The 26,690-nt window shown below is 42.3% G+C and carries 20 protein-coding genes; 2 read left to right on the top strand and 18 right to left on the bottom strand.

All coding sequences use genetic code 11. From position 1 onward, the window contains the following. Positions 1-122: 122 nt before the first annotated feature. Positions 123-2,009: a sucrose-specific PTS transporter subunit IIBC gene (locus HMPREF1518_RS00355; protein WP_033583432.1), complete on the bottom strand. Its 1,887-nt coding sequence runs from the start codon at positions 2,007-2,009 to the stop codon at positions 123-125. A 378-nt stretch (positions 2,010-2,387) separates the two neighbouring features. Here HMPREF1518_RS00355 and HMPREF1518_RS00350 point away from each other — a divergent pair, with 378 nt between their 5' ends. After that, entirely contained in the window at positions 2,388-3,842 is a 1,455-nt protein-coding gene (locus HMPREF1518_RS00350) for a sucrose-6-phosphate hydrolase (RefSeq protein WP_033583430.1), read from the top strand. Then, positions 3,823-4,788 carry a LacI family DNA-binding transcriptional regulator gene (locus HMPREF1518_RS00345; RefSeq protein WP_033583429.1) on the top strand — a complete coding sequence of 322 codons (966 nt, stop codon included), beginning with the start codon at positions 3,823-3,825 and terminating at the stop codon, positions 4,786-4,788. The genes HMPREF1518_RS00350 and HMPREF1518_RS00345 overlap by 20 nt, the downstream gene beginning before the upstream one ends. Before the next feature lie 35 nt (positions 4,789-4,823). On the opposite strand, the gene HMPREF1518_RS00340 is transcribed toward HMPREF1518_RS00345, so the two are convergent. From HMPREF1518_RS00340 to HMPREF1518_RS00255, 17 genes are all read right to left on the bottom strand, one after another. Further along, positions 4,824-6,098: a hydroxymethylglutaryl-CoA reductase, degradative gene (locus tag HMPREF1518_RS00340; protein WP_033583526.1), complete on the bottom strand. Its 1,275-nt coding sequence runs from the start codon at positions 6,096-6,098 to the stop codon at positions 4,824-4,826. After that, positions 6,098-7,270 (bottom strand): hydroxymethylglutaryl-CoA synthase, encoded by a 1,173-nt coding sequence (locus HMPREF1518_RS00335; RefSeq protein ID WP_033583525.1) that lies wholly within the window; start codon positions 7,268-7,270, stop codon positions 6,098-6,100. Before HMPREF1518_RS00335 ends, HMPREF1518_RS00340 begins: the two co-directional genes overlap by 1 nt. Positions 7,271-7,388: 118 nt before the next feature. Next, positions 7,389-7,844, bottom strand: coding sequence for a threonine/serine exporter family protein (locus HMPREF1518_RS00330; protein ID WP_000176910.1), 456 nt, complete (start codon positions 7,842-7,844; stop codon positions 7,389-7,391). A gap of 1 nt (position 7,845) precedes the next feature. After that, the gene (locus HMPREF1518_RS00325; protein WP_000344546.1) at positions 7,846-8,604 is read right to left on the bottom strand and encodes a threonine/serine exporter family protein; all 759 of its coding nucleotides are present in this window, start codon (positions 8,602-8,604) and stop codon (positions 7,846-7,848) included. Positions 8,605-8,689: 85 nt separating this feature from the next. Then, positions 8,690-10,570: a Stk1 family PASTA domain-containing Ser/Thr kinase gene (gene pknB, locus HMPREF1518_RS00320; protein ID WP_033583427.1), complete on the bottom strand. Its 1,881-nt coding sequence runs from the start codon at positions 10,568-10,570 to the stop codon at positions 8,690-8,692. Further along, positions 10,567-11,307, bottom strand: coding sequence for a Stp1/IreP family PP2C-type Ser/Thr phosphatase (locus HMPREF1518_RS00315; protein ID WP_000401532.1), 741 nt, complete (start codon positions 11,305-11,307; stop codon positions 10,567-10,569). Before HMPREF1518_RS00315 ends, pknB begins: the two co-directional genes overlap by 4 nt. 15 nt (positions 11,308-11,322) lie before the next feature. Beyond that, entirely contained in the window at positions 11,323-12,636 is a 1,314-nt protein-coding gene (gene rsmB / locus HMPREF1518_RS00310) for a 16S rRNA (cytosine(967)-C(5))-methyltransferase RsmB (protein WP_033583524.1), read from the bottom strand. Further along, positions 12,629-13,564, bottom strand: coding sequence for a methionyl-tRNA formyltransferase (gene fmt, locus HMPREF1518_RS00305; protein ID WP_033583426.1), 936 nt, complete (start codon positions 13,562-13,564; stop codon positions 12,629-12,631). The genes rsmB and fmt overlap by 8 nt, the downstream gene beginning before the upstream one ends. A 12-nt stretch (positions 13,565-13,576) precedes the next feature. Then, positions 13,577-15,973, bottom strand: a complete 2,397-nt coding sequence (locus tag HMPREF1518_RS00300) for a primosomal protein N' (RefSeq protein WP_033583425.1) — start codon at positions 15,971-15,973, stop codon at positions 13,577-13,579. 65 nt (positions 15,974-16,038) lie between these two features. Then, the gene (gene rpoZ / locus HMPREF1518_RS00295; protein ID WP_002875802.1) at positions 16,039-16,353 is read right to left on the bottom strand and encodes a DNA-directed RNA polymerase subunit omega; all 315 of its coding nucleotides are present in this window, start codon (positions 16,351-16,353) and stop codon (positions 16,039-16,041) included. A gap of 24 nt (positions 16,354-16,377) precedes the next feature. Beyond that, positions 16,378-17,004: a guanylate kinase gene (gene gmk / locus HMPREF1518_RS00290; RefSeq protein ID WP_000775041.1), complete on the bottom strand. Its 627-nt coding sequence runs from the start codon at positions 17,002-17,004 to the stop codon at positions 16,378-16,380. 134 nt (positions 17,005-17,138) lie between these two features. Then, entirely contained in the window at positions 17,139-18,752 is a 1,614-nt protein-coding gene (locus tag HMPREF1518_RS00285; RefSeq protein ID WP_033583424.1) for a ribonuclease Y, read from the bottom strand. 111 nt (positions 18,753-18,863) lie between these two features. Continuing rightward, entirely contained in the window at positions 18,864-21,842 is a 2,979-nt protein-coding gene (locus HMPREF1518_RS00280; RefSeq protein WP_033583423.1) for a type I restriction endonuclease subunit R, read from the bottom strand. A gap of 60 nt (positions 21,843-21,902) precedes the next feature. Then, the gene (locus HMPREF1518_RS00275; protein WP_033583422.1) at positions 21,903-22,808 is read right to left on the bottom strand and encodes a hypothetical protein; all 906 of its coding nucleotides are present in this window, start codon (positions 22,806-22,808) and stop codon (positions 21,903-21,905) included. Next, complete coding sequence (locus tag HMPREF1518_RS10470) at positions 22,808-24,124, bottom strand: restriction endonuclease subunit S (protein WP_081730766.1); 1,317 nt, start codon at positions 24,122-24,124, stop codon at positions 22,808-22,810. The genes HMPREF1518_RS00275 and HMPREF1518_RS10470 overlap by 1 nt, the downstream gene beginning before the upstream one ends. Further along, on the bottom strand, positions 24,117-26,225 hold the full coding sequence (locus tag HMPREF1518_RS00260; protein ID WP_033583421.1) for an HsdM family class I SAM-dependent methyltransferase: 2,109 nt from the start codon (positions 26,223-26,225) through the stop codon (positions 24,117-24,119). Before HMPREF1518_RS00260 ends, HMPREF1518_RS10470 begins: the two co-directional genes overlap by 8 nt. 208 nt (positions 26,226-26,433) lie before the next feature. Continuing rightward, positions 26,434-26,688, bottom strand: a complete 255-nt coding sequence (locus HMPREF1518_RS00255) for a Txe/YoeB family addiction module toxin (RefSeq protein WP_033583420.1) — start codon at positions 26,686-26,688, stop codon at positions 26,434-26,436. Between the last annotated feature and the right edge of the window lie 2 nt (positions 26,689-26,690).

Here is a 26,690-nt window from a genome sequence, read left to right as displayed (position 1 = left end):
CATTTTAAAGAGCTAGATTTCTCAATATTTTAGATTTTCCTCTGTAAATCTTACCATCCAAGTAAAAACGAACAAACATAATATTTGTTCGTTTTGTTTTTAAATCTGATTTTCGAAGAGGACTAGGCTTTCACTTCGATGATAGCGTCACCCTTGACAACTGAACCGCTTGCGACTGGTGTCACAGAAGCATAGTCTGCTGTGTTGGTTACGATAACCATTGTTGTATCGTCAAGACCTGCAGCAACGATTTTGCTTGAGTCAAATGTTCCAAGAACATCACCAGCTTTGACCTTGTCGCCTTGAGCAACTTTTTGTTCAAAGCCTTCACCGTTCATAGTCACCGTATCGATACCAACGTGGATCAAGATTTCAGCTCCGTTTGCTGTCTTCAAACCGTAAGCATGTCCTGTGGCAAAGGCGATCGATACTTCTGCATCAGCTGGTGCGTAAACCACACCTTGGCTTGGTTTTACAGCAATCCCTTGTCCCATTGCACCACTTGAAAAGACTGGGTCATTAACATTTTCAAGGGAAACTACGTCCCCAACGATTGGAGTTTGGATTGTTTCACTTTGAGGAGCTACTGGAATGTTACCAGTTGTTTCTTCTTGAACCAAGCGCTCTGTCGCTACTTCAGAAGCAACTTCTTTTTCATCCTCGTAGCCAAACATGTAAGTAAGAGCAAAACCAAGTACAAATGATACAGCTACCATAAGAAGGTATTGTAGAAGTTGTCCGTTACCAATGTAAAGCATTGTACCAGGGATGACTGTGATACCATTACCAGTACCAGCAAGTCCAAGGATAGATGCCAATCCACCACCGATTGCACCAGCAATCAATGAAAGGAAGAATGGTTTACGGAAACGCAAGTTAACCCCGAAGATAGCAGGCTCAGTAATACCTAGGAAGGCAGAAAGAGCAGCTGGGAAAGCAAGTGTTTTAAGTTTAGGATTTTTAGTTTTCACACCAACGGCTACTGTCGCAGCCCCTTGAGCTGTCATCGCTGCAGTGATGATGGCGTTGAATGGGTTAGCATGGTCAGCAGCAAGCAATTGAACTTCAAGCAAGTTGAAGATGTGATGAACACCTGATACGACGATTAATTGGTGAACTCCACCAATCAAGAAACCACCAAGTCCGAATGGCAAGTTAAGAATAGCTTTTGTTCCAATGAGGATGTAACTTTCAACAACGTGGAAGACTGGTCCGATAACAAACAATCCAAGGATTGACATTACAAGGAGTGTTACGAACGGTGTTACCAAGAGGTCAAGTACATCTGGAACAACTTTACGAACAGCTTTTTCAAATTTAGCTCCGACAACCCCGATGATGAAGGCTGGAAGAACTGAACCTTGCAAACCTACAACTGGGATAAATCCGAAGAACTGCATTGCAGTTACTTCACCACCAGAAGCAACAGCCCAGGCATTTGGAAGTGAGTCAGATACGAGCATCATACCAAGGACGATACCAACGGCTGGGTTACCACCGAATACGCGGAAGGTTGACCATACAACTAAACCTGGTAAGATGATGAAGGCTGTATCTGTGAGGATTTGGCTGTAAATGGTAACATCTTCTGGAAGTGTGATTCCAAGAGCGTTCAAGAGACCACGAAGACCCATGAAGAGACCTGTCGCTACGATAACTGGAATGATTGGTACAAAGACGTCACCGAAAGTACGGATAGCACGTTGGAACCAGTTTCCTTGTTTAGCAGCTTCTGCTTTCATATCTTCTTTAGAAGAGGTTGGCAAACCAAGTGCAACCACTTCGTCGTACATCTTGTTTACTGTACCTGTACCAAAGATGATTTGGTATTGGCCTGAGTTAAAGAAAGCTCCTTGAACTTTATCCAAGTTCTCAATCACTTCCTTCTTGATTTTCCCTTCATCTTTGACCATGACACGTAGACGAGTCGCACAGTGGGCCACACTGTTGACATTTTCACGTCCACCAAGGGCTTCGATGACCTTTTTTGCAATATCCTGATTGTTCATTTGCAAAAATCTCCTTATAAAATTTTGTTCTTGTTTGAAAGCGATTTTATTCGCCCCACGACTATTATTTTATCACGTTTCTAAAATATGTCAAGCGTTTTGCAGGATTTTTTATTTCCTTTCTTTTTTCTCTGATTATTTTTGCTCGTTTTTGAGGGATATTCTCTTTTTCCTCAAAAAAATATCTTTATATTTGAGGAATCAAGGCTTTTATTTACATTTTCTTTCATTTTTTCGTGAAAATTTGCCAGATTTCCTTTACTTGATTTATGGCAATCGTTTGACATATTTTTCTTTTTTTTAACATAAAAGACTTGCTTTTTTTGCCGAAAACGTTTACTATTAATAATAGAATAGAACTTATGGAGGAAAGATAAAATGGAATGGACAACTGAGCGTCGTTACAGACGCTATGAAGACTGGTCTAATGATGAAATCAAACAAATCAAGGAAACGATGGCACAATCTCCTTGGCATACTCGTTACCATGTCGAGCCTAAAATGGGACTTCTCAATGATCCAAATGGCTTTTCTTATTTTGATGGCAAATGGATTCTCTTTTACCAGAACTTCCCCTTTGGTGCAGCCCACGGTTTAAAATCTTGGGCGCAGCTAGAAAGTGATGATTTGGTTCACTTTAGAGAAACTGGAGTCAAAGTTTTGCCAGATACTCCATTGGATAGCCACGGTGCCTACTCTGGTTCTGCCATGCAGTTTGGCGATAACTTGTTCCTATTTTATACAGGAAATGTCCGTGATGAAAACTGGATCCGTCACCCTTACCAAATTGGTGCTTTGATGGATAAGGATGGCAAGATTACAAAGATTGACAAGATCTTGATTGACCAGCCATCAGACTCTACTGACCACTTCCGCGACCCGCAAATTTTTAACTTCAAAGGTCAATACTATGCTATCGTCGGTGGACAGGATTTGGATAAAAAAGGCTTCGTCCGTCTCTACAAGGCTGTTGACAACGATTACACAAACTGGCAAGCAGTTGGCGACCTTGACTTCGCTAACGATCGCACTGCCTACATGATGGAATGCCCAAATCTGGTCTTTGTAGGGGAGCAACCTGTCCTTCTCTACTGTCCACAAGGATTGGATAAGATTGTTCTAGACTATGATAATATCTATCCAAATATGTACAAAATCGGGGCTTCCTTTGATCCTGAAAATGCCAAAATGGTAGATGTGTCTCCATTGCAAAATCTAGACTATGGTTTTGAAGCCTATGCGACTCAAGCCTTCAACGCTCCGGATGGACGTACATTGGCAGTAAGCTGGCTTGGGTTACCAGATATTTCTTACCCATCTGACCGTTTTGACCACCAAGGAACCTTCTCATTGGTCAAAGAACTCACTATCAAAGATAGCAAACTCTACCAATATCCCGTCTCAGCCGTCAAAGAACTTCGTGCTTCTGAAGAGGTCTTCTCAAATCGTACTCAAACCAATAACACCTATGAACTCGAGCTCAACTTGGAGGCCAATAGCCAAAGCGAGATTGTCTTGCTCGCTGATAAAGAAGGCAAGGGGCTTTCAATCAACTTTGACCTTGTCAATGGACAGATGACAGTGGATCGTAGTCAGGCTGGTGAACAGTACGCCCAAGAATTTGGTACCACTCGTTCTTGCCCTATCAATAACCAAGCTACTACTGCCACTATCTTCATCGATAAGTCAGTCTTTGAAATTTTCATCAATAAAGGAGAAAAAGTATTTTCTGGTCGTGTCTTCCCACATGCGGACCAAAATGGTATCCTCATCAAATCTGGAAACCCAACTGGAACTTACTATGAATTAGATTATGGTCGCAAAACTAACTGATGTCGCAAAACTTGCAGGCGTCAGCCCCACTACCGTCTCACGGGTCATCAATAAAAAGGGTTATCTATCTGAGAAAACCATTCAAAAGGTAAATGAAGCCATGCGAGAATTGGGCTACAAACCCAACAATCTGGCTCGAAGCCTCCAAGGAAAATCTGCCAAGTTGATTGGACTTATTTTTCCAAACATCAGTCATGTCTTTTATGCGGAGTTGATTGACAAATTGGAACACCAACTCTTCAAAAATGGCTACAAGACCATCATCTGTAACAGCGAACACGACTCTGAAAAAGAACGGGAGTACATTGAAATGCTGGAGGCCAACCAGGTCGATGGTATTATTTCTGGAAGTCACAACTTGGGAATCGAAGACTACAATCGTGTGACAGCACCGATCATTTCCTTTGACCGAAATCTATCACCTGACATCCCTGTCGTCTCCTCTGATAACTACGGTGGCGGAGTCCTAGCAGCCCAAACTCTGGTCAAGACAGGCGCCCAGTCTATCATCATGATTACAGGAAATGACAACTCTAACTCACCAACTGGACTGCGCCACGCTGGTTTTGCCTCTATTCTCCCAAAAGCGCCTATTATCAATGTTTCGAGTGACTTTTCTCCCGTCCGAAAAGAAATGGAAATCAAGAATATCTTGACCCATCAGAAACCAGATGCGATTTTTGCTTCGGATGATTTGACAGCTATCCTAGTGATCAAAATCGCTCAGGAGCTGGGAATTTCTGTTCCTGAAGAGCTCAAAGTCATCGGATACGATGGTACCTACTTTATCGAGAACTACTATCCTCACTTGACAACGATTAAGCAGCCTATGAAAGAGATTGCCCAACTCACTGTTGATCTCCTCTTGCAGAAGATTGAAGGTAAAGAGGTCGCGACAACCGGTTACTTCTTACCCGTTACTCTATTACCTGGAAAAAGTATTTAAACACAAAAAAACTCAGACTGATTCGTCTGAGTTTTTTATGATCTTAAGTTTTCTAGATAACGCTGGGCTGTCTCTAAGTTAAAGGTTTTATCTGCGATGAGGCGCTCAACGAGGGGAGCAACTTCAGACTCACTAGCACCAGCTAACAGAGCTAAGGATTTGGCCTGCAATTTCATGTGGCCTTGCTGAATGCCCGTACTTACCAAGGCTTTGAGAGCCGCAAAGTTTTGGGCGAGACCGATGGATACGATAATCTGAGCTAATTCTTTGGCAGAAGGATTTCCCAGTAGTTCATGACTGAGGGCTACACGTGGGTTGAGACCGATAGAGCCGCCCTTGGTCGCTACGGGCATAGGTAGTGTCATCTCACCGACCAATTCTTCTGTGTCCCTATCTAGACTCCATCGACTGAGACCTTGATAGTGTCCATCTCGACTGGCAAAGGCATGGGCACCAGCTTCGATGGCACGCCAGTCATTACCCGTGGCTATTAAAATGGCATCAATACCATTAAAAATCCCTTTATTGTGAGTCGCTGCTCGGTAGGGATCAGCCTGCGCAAACTGGCTGGCCAAGGCTATTTTTTCCGCAATTTCTCGTCCTTGATCCCTTTGAGGGCTCAAGTAGCGAAAGGCGATACGACAGCTTGCAGTCACCAGAGAATCGGTCGCGTAGTTGGACAAAATTCCCATAAGGCTCTGTCCTTGACTGAGTTCTTCTAAGACTGGTTTCAAGGCTTCCAGCATGGTGTTGAGCATATTGGCTCCCATGGCTTCCCGAGTATCAACATGGAGATAAACAACGAGAAAGTCTGTTTCACCTTTGATCTGCTCTACATGCAAATCACGCGCCCCGCCACCACGTTTGACGATAGAAGGATAGGCTTGATTTGCAAGTTCCAAGAGCTCCGCTTTCTTATTGGCAATCTTCATTTGAGCTTGTTCAAGATCAGCAACTTGATAAAGGGCTACCTGACCGATCATCTGGCGCTCATGTACTTGAGCAGTAAAGCCACCTGCTCGCTTGATGATTTTGCTGGCATAGCTGGCCGCAGCAACCACTGAGGGCTCTTCTGTCACATAGGGAACTGTGTAGTCCTGACCATTCACCACAAGCTCTGGAATGATCGAATAAGGTAGAGAAAAAGTTCCCACCACATTCTCACTCAGCTGATCTGCAACAGCCAAGCTGACTTGTTCATCCTGCTCCAGACTCGTTTGCTTTTCAGGACTAAGGAGCGCCTGAGCTTTCAATAACTCAAGGCGCTCATGGTATGTTTTTTTAGAAAATCCATTCCAACTTATCTTCATCATTTTTCAACCTTGCTATAACGGCGTTGGTGGTCGAGAATTTCAACCAAGGCATAGTCTTGATTTTCAAAATCTGCAAATTGAGCTGAACCAGACTCATCCAACTCCACCTCTTCAAAGAAGACTTTTTCATAGTCTGCAACAGACAATGCTGTACGTTGCTTGAGTTTGGTCAAACGATCCTTATCAAGGTAGGCCTCATAGCCTTCAACCAGTTCTCCACTAAAGAACTCTGAAACCGCTCCACTTCCGTAACTGTAGAGGACAATTTTATCTCCAGCCTTCAAATTCTCTGCATTTTCCAAAAGGGAGAGAAGCCCAAGGAAGAGAGAGCCTGTGTAGATATTCCCAATCATCTGACTGTAGAGAATGGACTTATCAAAGTTTTCTTGCAGACTATCCTTTTTTTCCTGAGACAAAGTCTTATCCATCATCTTGCGCAAGCCTTTTAGGGCTAATTTGGGATAAGGCAAGTGAAAGCAGATAGCCGCAAAATCATTCATAGTCCAGTCATAGCGTTTCTTGTATTCATCCCAAGTCGTCGTAAGACTGTCAAGATATTGCTGAGTTGAGTACAAGCCGTTTACATAAGGAGTAGTTGAATAGTTCGGACGCCAGAAATCCATAATATCACGCGTTTGGGCAACATTATCATTGTTAAAGGCCATGGTACGCGGATTTTGCGTAATCAGCATCGCCACACTCCCAGCTCCCTGAGTTGGTTCACCTGGAGTCGCTACACCATACTTGGCAATATCGCTGGCGATGACCAAGACCTTGGACTCTGGAGAATTTTCCACATGCAACTTGGCATAATGGAGGGCAGCTGTTGCTCCGTAACAAGCCTCTTTGATTTCAAAACTGCGAGCGAAAGGCTGGATACCTAATAGACCGTGAACAAAGACTGCCGCTGCCTTACTCTGGTCAATCCCTGACTCGGTCGCCACGATGACCATGTCAATTTCTTCTTTTTCTTTATCTGTCAAAATAGAGTTACTTGCACTGGCAGCTAAGGTGACAACATCCTCAGTCAATGGTGCAATGCTAATTTCGTTTAATAAGAGACCCTTACTATATTTATTCGGATCAACTCCTCTTGCTTCTGCTAGGTCTTGTAATTTCAAGACATATTGACTGGTTGCAAAACCAATCTTATCAATACCGATTGTCATATTTACCTCTGTTTTTTCATTCATTGTAAAAAATCGTTCTATTCTATTTTATCACAAATAGGAACAAATGAGAGAAAAAAGACTTGATTCAACAAATCAAGTCTTTGCTTTGACAGCATTAGGAGGATATGCCTCGCTGTTTTCGGATATAGTAATAAAGTTTTAGAATCACCGTTCCACTTGCCATCCCGATGGAAATGACCAGAGCCAACATAACTACTAGTGTTGCACTGGTAAGGGCATGACTGTAATCGCCTGTCACAAAGAAAGCTGTCGTTCGATAGGATAGATAACCTGGCACCAAGGGGGCAAGAATGGCCAAGACAAAGACCACTGCTGGCGTCTTATAGACAATACTTAGAATTTGGCTGATACATGAACCAACCACCGCTGCAATAAAGGTCGCAACAATAACATTGGTTGGTTCTTTGAGCACGAGGTAGAGGAGCCAGACACCCATTCCCAGAACACCACCAGGTAGGAGCATAGAGCGTTGAACATTCAGTACGATTAGAAAGGTGATAATGGCGAGTAAACTCGCTACTGCTTGGAGTAAAATACTTGTTAGAGTCATCTTATGTCATCAAAACTAGGGCGACGGAGGTACCGGCCCCTAAAGCGAGGGTAATGAGCAGGGATTCAAACATCTTGCTCATACCAGAGTTGATATGGTTGGTCATGATATCCCGAACTGCATTTGTCAGAGCAATCCCCGGAACAAAGGGCATGACGGCTCCCGCTATGATCAAGTCTGCCGTCGAAGGAAATCCTGTATAGCGGGCCCAGAACTGGGCAATCAAGCCAAAAACAAAGGCCCCTGCAAAGGCGGTTACAAAAGGAATGCGGACAAACTTCTCTACATAGAGAGAGAAAGCAAAACCAAGTAAGGTCGCAATGGCTGCACCAAAAGCATCATAGGTATTCCCCCCGAACATAATCGAGAAAAAAGGGGCACTGAGAGTTGCTGCAATAGTCACTTGGAACTTGGTATAAGGAAGAGCTTGATTTCTGATTTCCTTTAGCCTTTCAAAGGCTGTAGAGAGATCGATCTGCCCTCCGACAAGCTCCCGTGATACTTGGTTGACATCGCAGACTTTTTCGATGTTGTAGGAGGAAGAAGTGACCCGTTTCATACGAGAAATATTAGTATTCTCAATAGAAAAGAAAATAGCCGCTGGCATGGCAAGAACGTTGCAATCCACTATTCCCTGTGAATGAGCGATACGGATCATGGTGTCCTCAACCCGATAAATCTCCGAACCGCTTTTTAAGAGAATGGTTCCAGCTAACATAATGACATCAATAACGGCATTCAACTCTCTTGATTCGTCCATTTTCTCCTCCTTTTCTGCTTCCTATATTTTATCACAAAAATCAATGAAAAAAAATCTTTGTCATGAAATCATGACAAAGATTCGTTTAATCTCGAGAACTTTCACGGGTTCCTTCACTATTTGATTGACTAGTTGAAGGAGTGTTTCCTTGTTGGTTCCCCTGATTTGGAGTTGTAGAAGAACCTTGGTTCCCACGTTGTGCAGAACTAGAAGATGAAGTTGACGGTGGTGTTTTCGGTTTGTAGATGGAAAGTTTGATACGCGTGCTAGCAAGGTCAACCTGTTCACCCGCTTTTGGTGTTTGATCTACAACTGTACCTTCTGCTGTCCCCTCAGGAGCAGTCGAAACCTCGACAACCTCAATATTGGCCTCTTTTACACCGACAATCTGAGTCAAATTATTCTTTGTAAATTCGAGACTTGAACCAATGTAGTTCGGCATGCTGACACTAGTCACCTTCTTAGCCACTGTTAAGGTAATCGTAGTAGCTTTTGAGAGATCATAAGTCGTACCTGCCGCAGGACTTTGTCTGAGAATGGTTCCAGGTTCGCTTTCGCTGGATTCTTCCTCTTCCATCTTGATTAGATTCTCAGGAACCTTCTTCTCCTTGAGTTCAGCTACGGCATCCGTATACTTGCGTCCAACATAATTGCTCAATTGGAAGGATTGCTTACCAGAAGAAACGATCAAATTAACCTTGGTTCCTTCTTTTCGGCTACTACCTGCCTCCGGATCGGTTCGAATAACGCGTCCTTCTGCTACGGTATCGCTGGCCTCTGACTTTTCTTCACCAGCTTCAAATTTAGATTTTTTAAGAGCTTCTTTTGCCTCTGCAACAGTTTGTCCAGCCACGTCAGGAACAGGAATCGTTGCTGGTGTTCTGGACAAAATCCAGATTAAAGAGGCTGCAACTAATAGAAGACTAGCTAAAAGAATCATATAGCGAGCCTTAAACTTCCGCTTTTTAGTTGGCTTTTGCGTAGGTGCTTGCTCTGGGGTTGATTTCTTTGACTGAGGACGTTCTTCCTGCGCCGGAGCTTTTGGAATCGAGGTCAATGTACTTTGTGGAACTTTAGGTAAAGTCTTCGTATCCGCCTTACTCGCATCGTCAAAGACCAGTTTCGGTTCATTCCGACGATTATAAGACAAGCTAGTTGACAAGTCCACATACATTTCTGAAACAGACTGATAGCGATCAGACAATTTCTTAGCAGTTGCCTTGATGACAACATTTTCCAAAGCCTGAGGGACAGATGGGTTTTCAGCTATGACGGACGGAAGTGGCTTCTGGAAATGCTGAAGGGCAATCGTAACCGCGCTATCCCCATCATAAGGGATATGACCCGTCAGCATTTCATAGAAGATAATCCCCATTGCATAGATATCACTCTGGAAGGTCGCTTTAGAACCACGCGCTTGTTCAGGTGACAAATAATGAACCGAACCCAGCATCGAGTTGGTCTGGGTCAGACTGGTCTCCGCAAAGGCCACTGCAATCCCAAAGTCAGTAACTTTAGCAGTTCCATCTGGCGTCAAGAGGATATTTTGAGGTTTCAAATCTCGGTGAACAATTCCTCTAGCATGGGCTAAACGCATAGCCAAAAGAATCTGTCCCATAATCCGAACCGCCTCTTCATTTGAAAGAGGATAGTGTTCTTTGATATAACGCTTGAGGTCAAGTCCTGCTACGTATTCCATAGCTAGGTACTGTTGGCCATCTTCCTCACCGATATCTGTTATCCGAACGATATGAGGATGGTCCAGATCCGCCATAGCCCTCGCTTCCCGCTGGAAACGTGCCACAGCAATCGGGTCCGTCTGGTAGTTGGTCCTCAGGACCTTAACTGCCACTTCTTCCCCATCTAGGATCAAATCCTTGGCCAAGTAAACATCTGCCATGCCTCCTCGACCAATCTGCTTGACAATCCGATACCGCCCGGCAAAAATCTTGCCGATTTGGATCATTCTGCCGCCTCCTCGTTCATGTAAACAAGGGCAACCGTAATGTTGTCTAAACCTCCTGCATTGTTAGCGAAGCGAATGAGGGTTGCCGCCTTGTCTGCTAGAGAAATATCGCTGGTTACGATATCATAAATCTCACTTGCCGAAATCATATTGGTCAAACCGTCACTATTGAGCAAGAGATAATCTCCTGACTCCAGTGTAATCATCCCAAAATCAGGCTGGATTTCATCTTTTTGTCCGATAGACTGTGTGATGATATTCTTTTGAGGGTGAGTTTCTGCTTCTTCTGGAGTCAATTGACCAGCCTTGAGCAATTCATTAACCAAGGAATGGTCACTCGTTAACTGGTGGTATTCTTCTCCACGAATCAAACCGATACGAGAATCTCCAATGTGAGCATAGATGGCTTGGTTGTCAATAAACGCAACAGCTTCTAGCGTTGTTCCCATGCCTCTGTAGGCTTCGTCCTGACCTAGTTGATGAATTTTTTGATTTTCAATCTCCAGGTAGTGGGCAAACCACTCACGAACTTCATTGACTGAGTCAATTTGGGTATCCACCCAATCTACACCGAGGTCTGTTACCGCCATCTCACTAGCGATATTTCCTGCACGGTGTCCTCCCATCCCGTCAGCCAAGATGATCATAGTGCGTCCTGCTCGGTTGACAAAGTGATTGACATAGTCCTGATTATTTGTCCGTTTCTGACCAACATCTGTTAATAATGCTATTTCCATTGTGTCAGTTCCTTCCTATTCTGATATCTTACGAAATTGGCTGATAAAGAATCCATCACTTCCATACAATTCAGGAGTAATCAGGATGCAGCCATCTTTCAGGATATCTTTGCATTCGTGTTCTAGTTTAACCTGCTCGAACTCGGGATGACTTTCTAAAAATGCCTCAACGACTTGAAAGTTCTCCTCAGAGACGATAGTACAGGTACTATACGTTATTATACCACCTTTTCGTAGCGTTTGACAAACACTACCTAATATTTCCAGCTGAATTTCCTGTAAGGACGTGAAATCTGCTGTTTCTTTATTGTATTTGATATCTGGTTTGCGACGTAAAAGTCCAATCCCAGAACAGGGGGCATCTACCAAAATCTTATCAAAAGAGTCCCGACCGAAAAACTCATGCACTTTTCTGGCATCCAATTTTTGCGTTTGCACTCGATCTACCACACCTAAACGCTCCGCATTTTCTTGGATCAAGTCCAACTTATGATCATAAAGATCCAAAGCCGTCACCTTACCAGATGTGAGGTAGGAAGCCATATGGGCTGTTTTCCCACCTGGAGCGGCACAGGCATCCAGGACCTGTTCATCACCTTGTAGATCAAGAGTCGGAGCAACCAATTGACTGGACTCGTCTTGGATGGTTATAGCCCCTTCTGCGAACAAATCATGTCCTGCAAAGTGGCCTTGCTCCTTGACCAGACCAGTGGCTGCCAAAGGGGAATCAGCCGCCTCTAACACGGCTTTAATTTCCTCTTTTCGGCTCAAGTTGGTCACCCGGATGCTAGCCTTATTGCGTACCAAGAGACTTTTAAAGATGGCTTGTGCTCGCTCTTCACCGTATTCTTCCTTGAGCTTAGATACTAGCCAAACTGGGAGAGAATAGGCAATGGAATCACGCTTATTTTTGCGTTTGATGCTGTCAATATCTGGCCAGCCTTCTCGCAAAATACGACGAAGGACAGCGTTGACCAATTTTTCACTACCTTTTTTACGGGCTTTAGCTAGCTCTACCGCTTCATTGACTACAGCATGATTAGGAATCTTATCCAGATACCGAAGTTGGTAGGCGCTCAGAAGGAGCAGGATATAGAGCCAGTTATCTAGCTTATCCCTGTCTTCGATAAAGTGGGACAGGTACCATTCCAGAGTGAGTTTTCGGGCTACCGTTCCGTAGACAATCTCTGTCACCAAGCCCTTATCTGCTACTGAGAGTTGACTGCCCTTGAGGTGTTTATTTAAAGCAATATTTGAGTATGCTTGGTTAACCAAAACATCCTCTAGCACCGCTAGAGCTAGACTTCTAGCCGTTTCTACTTTAGTCACCAAATCGTTCTCCTACAGTCAATGTCCGTCCAACTCCGTTGAGAAAGGATACGATATCCATCTTAGGCTTGCCAGCTGGCTGCACTTGCTTGAGAGACAGAGCACCTTCAGCCGTTGCGACAATCAATTCCTTCTTGCCAATAGACAGAATCTCACCTGGAGCTCCCTGACCTTCTACTGGCAGGGCTTCATAAATCTTAAAGCGATCACCCTTGAGAAAAGTGTGAGCAACAGGCCATGGATTCATGCCACGTATTTGGTTGAAGAGTTGACGATTGGTTTTAGTCCAATCGAGTTTCTCTTCTTCTGGCTTAATATTTGGCGAGAAAGTGACCTGACTAGGATCTTGAGGCACAGGTTTGATCTCCCCAGCAATATAGCCAGGAAGGGTGTCCAAGAGCAAATCACGACCAACAATGGCTAATTTCTCAAATAAGGTTCCAACATTGTCCTCATCTGTGATAGGAATGCTACGACGAGAAATCATATCTCCTGCATCCATTTCCTTAACCATCTCCATAATGGTCACACCAGCTTCCTTATCCCCTTGAATCAAGGCATAATGAATGGGGGCTCCACCACGGTATTTTGGAAGAAGGGAAGCGTGAACGTTGACCGCAAAATCCATGCTATCAAGGAGTTTACTTGGGAGAAATTGTCCAAAAGCAGCAGTCACAATCCCATCCGCTCCTAGCTTCATAATGGCTTCCATCTCTGGACCTCCAGATAATTTTTCAGGCTGGTAGATAGGAAGGCCTGCTTCTTTGGCAGCCTGCTTGACTGAGGTTTCTTGGATGACTTTTTTACGTCCGACAGCGCGGTCTGGCTGGGTCACAACAGCTAAAATCTCGTAACGATCATCTGTCAAAAGTCCTTTTAATACAGTCGCTGAAAAATCAGGTGTCCCCATAAAGATTAGTTTTGTCATTTCTTCTCCTTCTTATAAAAATTGCTGCGGCTCATGGTCAATGCTGAGACGGAGCTCGCTATTTTCCCGTTCTTGAGTCAAGGCCAAAACTCGATTGAGAGTTGGTCCCAGCTCATCTTCTAAACGGTATTTAATCAAAATCTGGTAATGATAAAGGTTGTGGGTACGGGCGATGGGTTTTGGCGTTGGTCCAAGGATTTTACTAGTTTCCGATAAACCTGAGCGCAAAATCCCCATAACTTCATAGGCACGTTTGACAACCTCTTCTTCGTTCTTGTGAGAGAGGGTAATCCCAATAGTGAAATAATAAGGTGGGTAGCCAAGTTGGCGCCTGATACTCATTTCATAAGTGTAAAAGCCTTCGTAATCCTGATCTTTTGCAAAACGAATGGCATAGTGTTCCGGATTGTATGACTGGATCAAGACCTGCCCAGCCTTTTCCGCTCGACCTGCACGGCCTGCCACCTGAGTTAAGAGTTGGAAGGTTCTCTCGGAAGAACGAAAATCAGGCAAGTTTAGGGCTGTATCCGCATTGAGGACTCCGACTAGGGTCACATTTGGAAAATCCAAGCCCTTAGCAATCATCTGAGTTCCCAGCAAGATATCTGCTTCCCCTCGGCCAAACTGGTCCAGAAGAGCTTGGTGACTGCCTTTCTTGCGAGTCGTATCCACATCCATCCGCAGAATGCGAGCCTGAGGAAAGAGCTCTGCTAGCTCATCGTAGGCTTTCTGAGTCCCCGTCCCGTAGTAACGAATACTGCGACTCTGACAGTTGGGACAGACCTGAGGAATCCCCTTCGAAAAGCCACAGTAATGGCAGTTCATAGTCTTGGTATCCATATGCAGGGTGAGAGAAATGTCACAGTTGGGACAAGTATCCACCGTCCCACACTCCCGACACATGACAAAGCTAGAATAGCCCCGACGGTTGAGCATGAGGACTACCTGCTCTTTTTTATCCAAACGGTCTTGGATGGCCTCTAGCAAAGGAGGCGTAAAGTTTGACGTCTCATTCTGCCCGATATAGTCCCGAAAGTCAATCACTTGAACCTCAGGAATGGTGGCTAAAGGATTGGCCCGTTGGGTCAGACGTAAGTGTTGATAGACGCCTTTTCCAGCCCGCGCACGGCTCTCTAAGCTCGGTGTTGCCGAACCAAGGACTAGGGCTGCTTGATTGTACTGAGCCCGTAAAATGGAGACCTCTCTAGCATGATAACGGGGATTGCTGTCTTGCTTGTAGCTAGCTTCATGCTCTTCGTCGATAATTATAACACCTAGATTTTTCAAAGGAGCAAAGATAGCTGATCGAGCGCCAACAACAACTTGGGCATCGCCACGCTCAACCTTGCGCCATTCGTCGTACTTTTCACCATTGGACAGGCCTGAGTGAAGAATAGCCACTTTCTCACCGAAACGAGCAATGAAACGCTCCGTCATCTGTGGCGTCAGAGAAATCTCAGGAACCAGTAAAATAGCTGTCTTACCCTTGTCCAAGGCTCCTTGGATGATCTGTAAGTAAACTTCTGTTTTCCCACTCCCTGTAATCCCTTGAAGGAGGAATGGAGGCTGTTGACTGCCAATAGCACTGACAACGGCATCACGCGCCTGCCTTTGTTCCCGATTCAATTCCAAAGGTTGGCTGACTTCAATGCCTTCAAAATAAGTAGCTGAGCGTTGCACTTCCTTTTGGACTATGGACACAGCTCCTTGCTCCACAAAGAAGTTGACTTGCTCGCGTGAGTAGGACTCTAACAAACTAGCCAGAGGAGCACTCTCAGGATGAGACAGCAAATAGTCTCTCAGCTCTGCTTTTTTCTTAGCACGCGCAGAAATCTCGATCTTCTCTAGCTGAGTGGCATCAACTTCATACCAAGACTGGGTCTTGACCTTCTTTTGATCGACTGCCTGGTATTCTAAGCGGAGCAGACCTTTCCTGGTCAAGCGCATCATTTCTGCCTGTTTAGCAAGGTCTAGAGAAGAAAAGGCTAGCGAATCTTCTGAACCAAACAGACGCTCTCGTTCTGCCTGGCTCAGACCTTCCAGAGGATAGAGAATCTTATCATAACTGGAGTTTAAAAATCCCGGCAACATGGCTTTTAGAATGGAGATTTTATAAGAAAAGACAGACTTGCGTAACTCCTCAGCCAGCCAGAGTTGCTCTTGAGTGAGAACCGGGGAAAAATCCAGCACCTCCGCAATCTCTTTCAAGTCCTGATCAGCCACCTCTTCATCCGACTGGGACTCCAGGCCAAGCACAATACCTTGGATCAAACGATTGCCCTTACCGAAGGGGACATGGACCCGCATACCGACTTCCAGCATGTCTACAAATTCCTCAGGAACCTTGTAGCTATAGGGCTGGTCCGTCTGCATCAGGGGAACATCCACGATAATCTTTGCAATAGCCATCTTCTCACCTCCTTCTTGTCAGTAAATTCTTGCAATAGAAAAAATAAGATTGAGTCCCCCCAACCTTAAATTTTTTCACCATCTTCTTTTTCTTTAGCAATTTGCTCTTTGATTTTCTTTTCTTCTTCTTCTCTGCGGCGTTTTTCTTCTTCGATACGGAGACGAACCGCTTCACGTTTTCCTTCTGGATCTGGGTGAATGGTTACATTTCCAGACTCGATTTCTTCCAAAGCACGAAGAGTTGATTTTTCAGACTTAAACTCTTGAGTTGCTGGCGCACCTGCTTCTAGTTCGTGGGCACGCTTTGCTTCCAAGATTACGAGTGAATATTTTGATGGCACCTTGTCTAGCAAGGTATCGATAGAGGGTTTTAACATCATTTGCTTGTACCTGTTTCCTATAGTTTATCGAGTAGTTGGAGATTTTGGCAACATCTCCTGGTAGTGACCAATGACACGGTCCACACGGAAGTGTTCTGCTTCGATCACACGCTTGACACGTTCAGCAGCGAGGGGCACCTGATCGTTGACAATGGCATAATCATACTCACGCATGAGAGCAATTTCTTCCTTGGCTTTTTCAATTCGTTGGGCAATCACTTCAGCGCTATCTGTTCCCCGACCTACCAAACGATCTTGCAATTCATCCAAGTCTGGTGGCGTTAAAAAGATAAAGACAGCATCTGGAACCTTTTTCTTAACCTGAAGGGCTCCTTGAACTTCAATTTCAAGGAAAACATCGATTCCCTTATCTAGGGTTTCGTTGACATAGGTCAGAGGAGTTCCATAGTAGTTACCGACATATTCTGCATATTCCAACATCTGACCTTGACGGATCAGCTCTTCAAACTCTTCACGAGTACGGAAGAAATAGTCCACTCCGTCCACTTCACCAGGACGTTGCGCACGCGTCGTCATCGATACAGAGTATTGAAATTGATTCTCAGAACTCTCAAAAATCTCTCTTCTAACCGTTCCTTTCCCAACTCCTGAAGGACCAGAAAAAACGATTAGCAAGCCTCGGTCTGCCATTATGTCTCCTTTAGTTAGTCTGTGAAATAAAGTAAAATTTCTCTCGGATACTGATGATCACGTCAGTTATCCTTCTACAGTCTTTCTATCTAGTGTAACAAAAAAGCAGTAATTTTTCAACTGCTCTTTCTTATTTATTTAGCATAATCTACTGCACGAAGTTCGCGGATCACGGTTACCTTGATATTTCCTGGGTAATCGAGATTATTTTCAATTTTCTCACGAACTTTGTGAGCCAAGATTGTGACTTTGTCGTCCTTGATTTGTCCTGGATTAACCATGATACGAATTTCACGTCCTGCTTGAAGGGCAAAGCTATTTTGCACTCCTTCAAAGCCATTGGCGATTTCTTCCAAATCGTGGAGACGCTTGATATAGTTTTCAAGAGACTCGCTACGAGCACCTGGACGCGCTGCACTCAAGGCATCTGCTGCAGCAACAATCACTGCAATGACGCTTTCGGCTTCGACATCGCCGTGGTGGCTAGCAATGGTATTCACCACAACTGGGTGTTCCTTGTACTTACGAGCCAACTCTGTACCAATCTCAACGTGGCTACCTTCAACCTCACGGTCAATGGCTTTCCCAATGTCATGAAGGAATCCAGCACGACGGGCAAGAGCTGCATTCTCACCAAGTTCACTGGCGATAATACCAGATAACTTAGCAACCTCAATCGAATGACGCAAGACATTTTGTCCATATGAAGTACGGAACTGCAAGCGTCCCATGATCTTCATCAAGTCTGGATGGAGGTTTGGCGCACCAATCTCATAGGCAGCAGTCTCACCATATTCGCGGATTTTATTGTCAATCTCCTGACGGTTTTTCTCCACCAACTCCTCGATACGAGCTGGGTGGATACGGCCATCCTTGAGCAACATTTCCATGGTCATACGAGCAATTTCACGACGAATCGGATCAAATCCTGACAAGGTTACCACTTCCGGTGTATCGTCGATAATCACATCGACCCCCGTCAAACTTTCAAAGGTACGAATGTTTCGCCCTTCACGACCGATAATACGTCCCTTCATGGTATCATCTGGTAGGTGAACTGTCGAGTTTGTTGACTCTGCTACATAGTCACCAGCGATACGCTGCATAGCCTGAACCAAGATATCTTTCGCAATCTTGTCTGAACGTTCCTTCACTTCTTGCTCAGCCTCACGAATGCGGCTAGCAATTTCCTTGGTCAAGTTTTCCTCTGTTTGAGCCAAGATAATATCTCGAGCCTCAGTTTGGGAAAGGGAACCAATACGTTCAAGTTCAGCTTCTTTTTGTCTTTCGACTTCCTCTAATTGCTCTTCACGTGCATCAAGGTTTTTTGCTCTATCAGAAATACTTTGTTCTTTTTGTTCAAGTGTTTTTTCTTTGTTCGTCAAATTGTCGTCCTTACGGTCAAGGCTCGTAGCTCTCTCCGTCAAACGACTTTCAATTTGCTTGAGCTCCTGACGTTCTGACTTAAATTCAGCGTCCACTTCTTCACGGTATTTTCTGGCTTCCTCTTTGGCCTCCAATAGTGCTTCTTTTTTAAGAGACTTGCTTTCGCTCTTGGCTTCATTTAGTAATAAATCCGCTTCGCGCTCAGCTTGTCCTCGTAAATTAGTTGCTTCTTGTTCAGCATTTAGAAGCATCAACTCTGCAGCTTCTTGAGATGATTTCATCTTAGCTGAGATGCTGACATATCCAATGACTAAACCAATGATGACGGCAAAAACAGCAATCGCAAGTGTCATGATTTCCATGTTTTTACCTCATTAAATTTGTTTATCGAATGACATACATTCCTTAATATTCTATCATAAAAAACCGATTTTCACAAACCCAAATTGAAGAGTTTTGTGTGAATTCTAGGACTACAATTCTTCGGATCCCTTCAAACTTTTATACACATCATCAAAAAATATATTTGCTACTCTCTTCTTGAACGAATCATTATTTAATAGAGCACCATATAAATCTTGACTCTGAGAGTACCCTTCTATCAAGGCATTATCAATTTCTTCTTCAAAGGCAAATACGAAATCTTCCCTAGAATTAACACGCGCAGATTGTTTAAGCCTTGGATTCTTTTTCATCAATTCACGAATCGAAACAGCTCCACTTAAGCCAACTTGCTGGTCAATGTTCAAATTTAACTGTTCGTTCATTTCGTCTAAGATTTCAGATAAATGTTTTTCTTGATCACCAGTAACATCGCTCAAACTTGGTTTAGGAAGAATTAATTCAGGCTGATATTCTAATTCAGAAACTGCCCTGAAAGAACCTGTTTGCTTATGTTTCATATAATCAACGACAATCTTATCTGCAATTGTAAAATCATTTCCTCCTAAACGAACATCAATCATCTTAACAAGACTTTGAAGATAGTTATATCGTTCGTGTAAAACCTCATTTTGATAAGCCGTTGCCTGAATCAAGAAAGTATACATCCGAAGAAAACCGCGAATAACCTTTCGAATAGACAATTGTTCTTTTTCATCAAAACGTTTCACTCTATCATAACCTTTATTCAACAAAGCGACCATCTTTTGCTTTTCTCTACTTGAACGTTTTTCTTGATATAAAAATTGATTAAACTCTTGAACCTCTTCGCTGTCCAGAATACCATATTCATCAATTTTACGATCCAACTTTAAGACATCACTAGGAGCAATGGTATCAGCTAAAATCGTCTCTCGATAGTAGGGAGCAAAGGCTGAGCGAATATCGTCGTAGGTATTTTTAAAATCAAGGATAAATGTTTTCTTGTTATAGCCTCTAAAGATCCGATTCAGGCGTGACAACGTCTGCACCGCAGCTACACTACGCAATTTTTTATCCACATACATGGCAACCAACTTAGGTTGGTCAAAACCAGTCTGATACTTGTTCGCAACTATCAACACCTGATAAGCATCAGTATCAAAACGTTCTTTTAAATGCTCTTCCTTAAACTGATTCATCTGAGATTCCGAGAACTCTCTCCCTAGATAATCAACCTTACCAGAAAAAGCAATCAAGGTACCAATACTGGTGATACTGTGATCTTTAAAGTATTTTTCAAAAGCCAACTGGTACTTAACTGCCACTTCACGACCAGAGGTCACAAGCATGGCTTTTCCTTGACCACCCAACTCTGCCATAATATCATGACTGATAAAATGGTCCATGATAATCTCAACCTTTTGATTGATATTCTCATCAGATAATTCCACGAATTTAGCAATCTTACGCTTAGCAAGCGTGGTTTTTAGTTCAGGATCTTCTTCTACTACTTTATTAAGTTGGTAGTAGGTTTTATAAGTCGTATAGTTATCTAAGACATCTAGGATAAAACCTTCCTCTATAGCTTGCTTCATACTGTAGACATCAAAAGGGGCTTTAGAGCCATCGGGCTGTGTTGTACCAAACAACTGTAGGGTAGTTGCCTTAGGAGTTGCTGTAAAAGCAATGATTGAAACATTGTCTTGCTTTCCTGTACGCGCAATCTCCTGCTCAATGGCATCCGCAACTGTCACTTCCTGAATCTCATCAATGGTTCCATCCTCCGTATCCGTTTCAGTCAAGACCTGACTAACTGAACTCATGTAGGAACCTGTCGTTGAACTATGGGCTTCATCAATCAGGATGGCAAATTTCTTTTTCGCAGTATTCCCTACAGACATCCAGTTGGATTGGTTAATCTGGGCAAACTTATGGATAGTCGTTGCAATGATCTTTGTGTTCCCAGCAATGGCATCAGCTAAATCACTAGATGTCTCACGATCACCCATCACCTTCACAACACCGTTCTTATGGTTAATCTGTCTAACAGCATCTTGTAACTGACGGTCTACTACTATACGGTCTGTGACAATTAAAACTGTATCAACGATATTTCTATTTTGGTCATCATGAAGTGAAACCAGACTATGAGCTAACCATGCTATGGTATTGGTTTTACCAGAACCAGCCGAATGCTGAATCAGATAATTACTGTCAGTATGATTGACTTTCATGTCTTCTAGGAGACGACTAACAGCTCTACGCTGATGGTACCTAGGAAAAATCAGTGTTCTCTTTTTAGCATCATTCTTATCAAGCTCAAAGAAGATAAAACTTTCAATCAGCTGAAGAATACTATCCTTGGTCAATACATCAAGCCACAAGTACTCTGTATCTACACCATTAGGGTTGTGTGGATTGCCACTCCCCATATCAATACCTTCCCCTTTCCCCATATTAAAGGGAAGGAAGTAGGTCTCTTGACCCTTTAACTGGGTTGTCATATAGATTTCCATAGTATCTACAGCAAAGGAAGCTAAGACCCCCTGCTCAAAACGAAAGAGACGATTATTAGGATTACGACCTTTGAGTTGTTTGATGGCATCCTGAACTGACTGACCACTAGGATTAAACTTGAGCTCGATGGCAAATAGCGCTAATCCATTGATAAAGATAACAAGGTCAATGCGGCCACCCTCTTCATAAACCACTTCCTCAATTACAGACAAGCGATTGGCTTTATATTGCTGAACAGCTTTTTCATTAAAACTAGTAGCTGGTTTACGATAGAGGAGGCGCAGTTGCTTGTTTTCAATAAATACTCCCTCTTTTAAGGCGAACAAAAAACCACCCTTGACGATTTCTTTATTGATGAGAGTGATAATCGTCTCCTTGCTCAGTTTTTTTAGGAGATAATCCATGGTCTCTTCCTGAGTCTCCATCAGAAAATCCCATAGGAGTTCCTCATCCATGGCTAATCGAGAATTGTACTGAGCAGCATCCCGCTGAATATAGCCATTCTTATCTTTCAAGTCTTTGATAATCCACTGCTGGAAATCATAGCGCTCCTTCAAGCCCAAATTTGCCATAGTTTCTCACTTTCTTGATTTTAAAATTATATTATTCGATACATTCCAATCAAATTTCTATCAGTCAAATAAGGTCATTTGACCAGAAATTTCTTTATTCTTAGATTTTATACGGTGTTCAAATTCGACGACATGTTCATCATCTACAGCATAATGAGTAACTTCCAGAACTTCCCATGCACACTGCTCCTTACCAGCAATACTTTTATCAATCTTTCGTAATTTACATCTTATGAAAAAACCTGTGTTGAACGAGATAACTTTGTTTTGTGATTTTTCTAAAAAATCCTTGTCTTTGACACTGAAACGTATTTTATCCCCTTCATACTCACCTGTCCACTTTTCTGTTACACCAGCTACTAACACAGGAGATATAATATAAACTTTAGCATCGTAAATAACTGTCTCACTAGTCTGGTTATTAGAAATATAATTATCAAATTCGCCACTACCTATATTACTGGTTACTTTTCCTTCTTGTGTTATCTCGATTTCTGAAATTTCTTTATCAATTTTATTTGCTTTAAAAAAAGCATTTTTGTACTTAGCAAGACTAGAAAATTCTTCAATGTATGTCTTTGCCTGTTCTAGTGTCAGATCTCCCTTATTTATTTTTTCTTGTAAATCAAGTACTAATTTTTCACGATCTAACGTTGTACTTTTAGGTTCTTGAACTTGTTGAAAAAAAGCAGTAAGACTTATTGAAATAATAGACGTCATACCAGCTATAAAAATTTTGTCTAGATTCTTTTTCCATAAAATTTTAAACTCCGATTTAAAACTGCCTTTATCTCTCGCCAATGCTCTAATTTCAATTGAGAGACCAAATTGATTGGTTATTTCATATAAAAAATCAGCTAAATTTTGTTCAGATTTTAATAGTGTCTTAGCATCTAACTCATGTTTTTTAGAATCCTCAAAAATCCATCGAATAGAATAACTATATTCTCCTATTTCTGTATCCATTACACTCTCCTCTTCCCTGTTACATAATCATAAATAAGAGTTTGTCGTTGTTTGTTAATATTATCAATTTGCTTGTTTTTTATTTGAATTAGTTGATCAATCTGATATATTTTCTTATCCAGAAGATCTGAAATTTTTGTTTGTTCAGATAAAGGCGGTAAGATAAGCTTTATATTTTCAATAATTCCCATACCTATATTTTGTTGAGTTCCAAAAGACCAATTGAATTCAACTTGAGCTTTAAAAATATTAGATATTAAATAGTAATAGATGTATTTTTGAACAGCTAAACTTTTCTTACACCTTATTAGCGCAAGTGGAGACCAAATATCAAATATTTCATCAGTGTTAACTATACCGACATTCCCAGTTGTTGCACCAGATTTTACAATAAAAATATCATCTTTTTTAGGAGATATTTTTTTCTTAAAACGTTCATGGTCTTGCAACGAGATATAACCTCTCTTATAATTAAAATCCAATACACCATTTTTTACAGCTTCTGCCGATAAAAATGGAATACCTGTCTCGCATAGTAAAGGCGTTTCATGTGGTCCATCAGTGACAGGCGTAGCTACTACATGTTTAATTGGCTTCACTCCCCACCCTTGAGGCACCTGTCCAATCCAGTCGATTCCTGAGTCTTTCATGGGGACGTTTTTATCCAATCCTTTTGTGACGGTCTCATAAATCAAGCTTGCGCGGTAGTCTTTGAGTTTTTGAATCTGTTCTTCCAGTAGAGCTTTTACCTTATCCAACTGGGCAGTTTTCTTGTCTAGAAAATCAGCAATTTTTTGTTGTTCATTTTTTTGAGGAAAGGTAAAAGTGAATTCATCAAATACATTTTGATACAAATGTAAAATGGTGCTCGCCCCTGAATTTGTATAGTTAAACCACATCCAAAATTCATCTGATAGTAAAACATAATATAAAAATTTTCTATCAATCTCATCAACTGTTTGGATCCTTAATACACCGCTATTTAACGAAGCCTTATCATCAAGCCCTGAAATAATAGCTACTTTACCCACCGTACCATCTTTCGTAATCAGTAAATCACCATTTTCTACCTGAATCTGCGAAGCTTCTGACCAACGTTTTTCATCAATATGTACAGCTGTTTCAAAATTAATTGTTCCATTTTGAAAATCAGTTCCTGTAATCAAATATGGGCCTTCTTCTTTATATTCAGCTGATGTTAATCCTTGCCAACCGATTCTACCATTAAGCTGAGTCGTAAATTTAATTTTCGAAATTTGCCACTCTTCTGGTATCTGTCCGATCCAGTCAATGCCACTCTCTTTCATCCTAGTCATGTTTTAGTTCCTCCAAGAGAGTCTGTAGTTCTACTTCTATGTCATAGAACTCTGCCAAAAGTTTTTCTGCACTTTCTGGTGCTTGGTATTGGTAGAAATAGCGAGTAAAGGGAATCTCGGCTCCATAGCCCTTTTCTTCATCAAACCAGTAGTGGGCGTCAGGTACATGGGGATAAACCTCACGCGCAAAGTAGTCTTCCACATCCTCTGTCAGCTTGACGATTTCACTATCCTTGGTGGTCTTATCATAGACAATCCCTCCAGCAATCTCATTTGGCTTGTCTTTCTTCTTAGTACGGATGACTTCTGCTGTCTTGTCCATTTCACTCATAGCTAGAGCTAGCGCATTGATATTCGCAGGCGTTACCTTGATGTCTCCCAACAAGTCCTTAATGACTTGGACAAAGCTTTCAAAGTTAGGATAACTGTCATCCGTGATTCCCCCACGAAGAGCATCTAAGATAGCTTCTTGCTTGTCTTTCCCAGCTTCAAAGCCTTGTAATTTTTTCTCATCCTTGGCTGAGCGTGGTTCCATCTCTAGCAATTCTTGATACTGGTATTCATCAAATAGTTTAGCTAGGAAAGGAACACTTTTTGCTTTATCAATGGTTTCTTCAGTAATCCAGCCACGACGTTGCAGAGGTTGCATGACTGTATATTCTCGGTATAGAAACTCATTCTTATCAAAAATTTTCACATGGTCATTTTCTTTGAAATCATCATACCATTTGAGAATCTGGCGGATATTGTCTTGAGACAACTCACGACGTTTTTGTCCAAGTGACTTACGCAAAGGGACAAACTCCTCTGTCGCATCGATAAACTGGACCTTGTTTTGACGCTCAGGAGATTTGTTTTTATTGTAAATCCAGATATAAATTCCAATCCCTGTATTGTAGAAAAACTGTCCTGGAAGGGCAATAATAGCTTCCAACAAGTCATTCTCAAGGATGTAACGGCGGATCTGACTTTCCCCAGATGAAGTACCTCCAGAAAAGAGAGGGGAACCATTTGAGATGATAGCAGCTCGACCATTTTCTTCTAATTTAGCTAAACCATGAAGATGGAACAGAAGTTGGGCATCACCAGTTCCCGGAGTCGCTACAAAACGTCCTTGTTGACCTTCTGTACTCTCAAAGAGATTATGGTCTCTTTTAACTGCGTCTTCTACGCCATCATCTGCATCTTTCCCGCCCCAGGATTGACCAAAAGGAGGATTGGCAATGACAAAACTCATCTTCTTATCTGGGAATGGATCCGGATCTTTTAATGTATCGGTCTTCACGAAATAGTCCGAGTCTTCCTGACGAATCAACATATCCGCTTGACCAATCCCGAAAGTCTCAGGTAAAACTTCCTGACCAAAAAGACGGACAGTTGCCCCTGTATCGAGCTTACGGATGTAACTTTTGGCAGTCGCTAGCATACCACCTGTCCCAGCAGCCATATCTAAGATTTTCAACTCTTTTTTATCGACAAATAATTCTTCATCGGCTTCAATCAAGAGCAGATTGACCATTAGAGCAATGACTTCACGAGGCGTATAGTGGGAACCTGCTTCCTCATTTTCAGAAAAACGACGGATGATATCCTCGAACATATAGCCCATCACCATAGAATCCACAGAACTTGGCGATAAATCAATCTGAGAAAATTTCTTAATCACTGTAAAAAGACGTCCAGACTGTGCAAGTGTACGGACCTGCTCTTTAAACTTAAGGTTTTCGATAATGTCCTTCACACGACAAGAATAACCATCTAGGTAGGCAATAAAATTTTCTTCAATCGCATTGGGATCATTTTGAAGGTTTTCTAGCGTGAAAGAGCTGGTATTATAGTATTTATAGCCAGATTTATTCTCAAGAACCTTCTCGGGTGTATTGGGATTTGACTTATAAAGTGCGACTACTTCGTCTTTCGTTGGCAATAAAGCAGCTTCCAAGCGAGTCAAGACAAACATCGGAATGATAACATCTCGATACTTATCTGCACGGTAAGCCCCACGTAAGGTATTCGCAATCGACCAAACTGCATTGACCACATTTGAAATCTGAACATCGTTCGACTGGAATAGCGGTAGTTTTTCTTTGAAATTAGACATTTGCTTCCCCTGTTTTTATTATTAACAATTCTCTTCATTATACCACAAAATAAGAGTTATAAAGCGGATTCAAGGGACAAGAATCTAATTATTATACTAATAATTTTTCACTTTTTTTAACTTAGGAAATCTGTCATTTTCCAAAAAATTTTATCTTCAATCTGCTAGCTAAAAAGTTCAAAATAAAAAAGCCTACCTTTCAGTAGACTTAGTAATGATCTTTGAAGGACAAGAAAGCCACGCTATCTCCATCTATCATATAAATCAAGCGATTTTCTGCATCGATGCGCCGCGACCAAGCTCCTTGATAGTCATATTTGAGCGGTTCTGGTTTCCCCATTCCTACAAAAGGATTGCGTTGAATATCTTTGATTAATTTATTGATTCTTTTTAATGTTTTCTTATCTTGGTTTTGCCAATAGCAATAATCCGCCCAGGCATCTTCTGTAAACTTGAGCAGCATTT

The organism is Streptococcus sp. SR1 (genome assembly GCF_000526075.1).
Lineage (GTDB): Bacteria > Bacillota > Bacilli > Lactobacillales > Streptococcaceae > Streptococcus > Streptococcus halitosis.
The sequence above is the reverse complement of the archived record's forward strand: the minus strand, read 5'-3'. Positions and strand labels throughout refer to the sequence as shown.